General features: G+C 74.6%; 3 protein-coding genes and 1 pseudogene. 3 read left to right on the plus strand and 1 reads right to left on the minus strand.

Annotated elements, in window-relative coordinates:
• A pseudogene (locus AOK18_RS34520) lies at positions 1-117 on the plus strand (diacylglycerol kinase); the annotation flags it as partial.
• Between the two features lie 239 nt (positions 118-356).
• Here AOK18_RS34520 and AOK18_RS20735 read toward each other — a convergent pair.
• Positions 357-860, minus strand: coding sequence for a GbsR/MarR family transcriptional regulator (locus tag AOK18_RS20735; RefSeq protein ID WP_055695342.1), 504 nt, complete (start codon positions 858-860; stop codon positions 357-359).
• A 149-nt stretch (positions 861-1,009) separates the two neighbouring features.
• On the opposite strand from AOK18_RS20735, the gene AOK18_RS20740 reads away from it, so the two are divergent.
• A complete protein-coding gene (locus AOK18_RS20740; protein ID WP_167738717.1) occupies positions 1,010-2,017 on the plus strand; it encodes an ABC transporter ATP-binding protein in 1,008 nt (335 codons plus the stop codon).
• Positions 2,014-3,093 (plus strand): ABC transporter permease (locus AOK18_RS20745; protein WP_055695343.1); only part of this gene is annotated, 1,080 nt, incomplete at its 3' end. The genes AOK18_RS20740 and AOK18_RS20745, both read left to right, overlap by 4 nt.

Raw genomic sequence — 3,093 nt, forward strand, 5'->3', positions numbered from 1 at the left:
GTGACGGTGTCGGGGGCGCACTTCCGCTACCGCGCGGACGCCCTGGTGTCGGGGCCCGTGAGCACCCGGACGTGGACGGCCCGGGAGGACGCCTGGGGGCTGACGCTGCCGGTGTGAGCCGCGGTGCCCCTGACGGGCCGGTGTCACGCGACGGGCCGGTGCGCCGCGAAGGACCGGTGTCACACGACGGGCCGGTGCATCGCGAAGGACCGGTGCGCCGCGAAGGACCGGTGCGCCGCGAAGGGCCGGTGTCGCGCGGCCGGTCGGCGCGCCGCCGACGGGCCGGTGGCACCCGACGGGCCGGTGGCACCCGACGGCCGGTGCCGCACGACGGCCGGTTCGACGCCGGGCCCGGGTCAGGCGCCGCCGAAGGTCTCGTCCCTATGGACCCGCCACCGCTTCATGATTGTCTCGATCTCCTTCTCCACGAACTCGAAGAAGGCCAGCGTCTCCCCCAGCCGGAGGCCCGCCGGGGTGTCGGGACCCACGCTGGCGACGCCCTCGCGCAGCGCGTCCTGCCAGTGCCGGATGACGGCCTCGCGGTTGGTGAGGGCCTCGTACCACTGATCGCCGTGCACGCGGTAGCGCTCGCGGCGTGAGCCGGGTTCCCGCTCGCGGGAGACGAGGTGCTGCTGGTCCAGGTAGCGCACGGCTCCGGACACCGCGGCGGGCGAGATCCGCAGCGTCTCCCCCAGCTCGGCGGAGGTACTGGCCCCGGTGTCCGAGACCAGCAGGGACGCGAAGACCCTGGCCGGCATGCGCGGCATTCCGGCCGCCACCAGCTGGGCGGCGAAGTGCTCCACGAACCGGGAGACCGCCTCGGGGTCCCGCTCCGGCCGCCCGGCCCCTTCCTCCGTCATGATCCGACCCTCTCCGCCCTCGGCCCCCGCACGTTCCGCCGGCCTCCGCGTCTCCGTATCCGCAGCTCAGCGGTACCGGTCAGTCTAATCCGGCATTCACACCGTTCTTAATCTTCACAAATTTATGAAGCAAGCGTACGTTCCGAAGCATGACGAAGGCCATCACCGTGTCCGGACTCCACAAGTCGTTCGGCCGCACGCGCGCGCTCGACGGGCTCGACCTGGAGGTCGGGTCCGGCGAGGTCCACGGCTTCCTGGGCCCGAACGGGTCCGGCAAGTCCACCACCCTCCGTGTCCTGCTCGGCCTGCTGCGGGCGGACTCGGGCACCGCCCGGGTGCTCGGCCGCGACCCGTGGGCGGACGCCGTGGAGCTCCACCGCCGCCTCGCCTACGTCCCCGGCGACGTCGAGCTGTGGCCGAACCTCACCGGCGGCGAGGCCATCGACCTGCTGGCGCGGCTGCGCGGCGGCCTGGACGGGAGGCGGCGCGCCGAGCTCGTCGAGCGCTTCGACCTGGACCCGACCAAGAAGGGCCGCGCCTACTCCAAGGGCAACCGGCAGAAGGTCGCCATCGTCGCCGCGCTCGCCTCCGACGCCGAACTGCTGCTGCTCGACGAGCCGACCGCGGGACTGGACCCGCTCATGGAGGTCGTCTTCCAGGACGTCATCGGCGAGGCCAAGGCGGCCGGCCGGACCGTCCTGCTCTCCAGCCACATCCTGGCCCAGGTGGAGAAGCTCGCCGACCGGGTGAGCATCATCCGGCTGGGGCGCACCGTCCAGTCCGGCACCCTCGGCGAGCTGCGCCATCTGACCCGTACGACCGTCGAGGCGGAGACCGAGCGGCCCGTCACCGGTCTCGACGGGTTGCCCGGCGTGCACGACCTGCGGATCCTCGACGGGGCCACCGGCCGGGTGCGTTTCGCCGTCGACGGCGGTCAGGTCGGCGCGGCGGTCCGCAGGCTCACCGAGTTCGGCGTCCGCAGCCTCGTCAGCCACCCGCCGACCCTGGAGGAGCTGATGCTCCGCCACTACGGCGACGAGCTCGCCGCCGACGGGCACGGCACGGGCGGGCACAGCATGGACGGGCACGGCATGGACGGGCACGGCACGGGCGGGCAGGACCCGAGCGGGCGGCACACGGGCGGAGACCCTCGATGACCGCCGCGACCACCGCCCCCGGGGCGCCGGCCCCCGCCGGACCGGCCGCGGGCGGCGGCGCGCTGGCCGGGACCCGGACGCTGGTCCGCTTCGCCCTGCGCCGCGACCGGATCCGGCTCCCGGTGTGGATCCTGGCCCTGTTCCTCGGCACGCTCGCCACGGCGGACAGCCTCAGGACGCTGTACAGCTCCCCGGAGGACCGGGCGAACGCCGTCCGGAGCATGGACAGCCCGGCCGGCCTCGCCATGTCCGGCCCCCGCCACTACCTCGACGACTACGGCTTCGGCTCCATGCTGAGCCACCAGATGCTCGGCTTCACGGCCGTTCTCGTCGGCCTCATGAGCGTGCTGATCATCACCCGGCACACCCGCGCCGAGGAGGAGACCGGCCGCGCCGAGCTGGTGCGCTCGACGGTGGTGGGCCGCCACGCCCACCTCGCCGCCGCCCTGTCCGTCGCGGTCCTGGCCAACCTCGTCCTGGCACTGCTGCTGGCCCTCGGCCTGGCGGGCGCGGGGCTGGGGGACGGTGGCACGGCGGGCTCGCTGCTCTACGGCTCCGCCCACGCCGCCGCCGGTCTCGTCTTCGCCGCCGTCGCCGCGGTCACCGTCCAGGTCACCGCGCACGCGCGTGGCGCGTCCGGCACGGCGCTCGCGGTCGTCGGCCTCGCCTACGTGCTGCGCGCCGCCGGCGACAGCGTCGGCAACGGCGCCCTGTCGTGGCTGTCCCCGATCGGCTGGGTGCAGCGCAGCTACCCGTACGTCGACGACCGCTGGTGGCCGCTGCTGCTCTGCGCGGGGTTCGCGGCGGTGTGCGCGGCGGCGGGTTTCGCGCTCTCCACCCGGCGGGACGTGGGCGCGGGCCTGCGTCCGGAGAGGCCGGGCAGGCCCACGGCCTCCGACGCGCTCGCCACACCGCTCGGCCTCGCCCTGCGGCTGCACCGCGGCATGCTGGCCGGCTTCGGCGCGGGCCTGTTCCTGATGGGCGCGATGTACGGGTCGATCCTCGGGGACGCCGAGGAGATGCTGGAGGGCATCGACGAGATCCAGGAGGCCCTGGACCGCCTCGGCGGGGCCGGC

The sequence above is a fragment of the Streptomyces prasinopilosus genome, assembly GCF_001419695.1.
In the GTDB taxonomy this organism is placed as follows: domain Bacteria; phylum Actinomycetota; class Actinomycetes; order Streptomycetales; family Streptomycetaceae; genus Streptomyces; species Streptomyces prasinopilosus.

Bases quoted from the DNA above. Each gene is read 5' to 3' on its own strand.
- AOK18_RS20735 (WP_055695342.1), bottom strand. From the start codon at position 860: ATGACGGAGGAAGGGGCCGGGCGGCCGGAGCGGGACCCCGAGGCGGTC.
- AOK18_RS20740 (WP_167738717.1), top strand. From the start codon at position 1,010: ATGACGAAGGCCATCACCGTGTCCGGACTCCACAAGTCGTTCGGCCGC.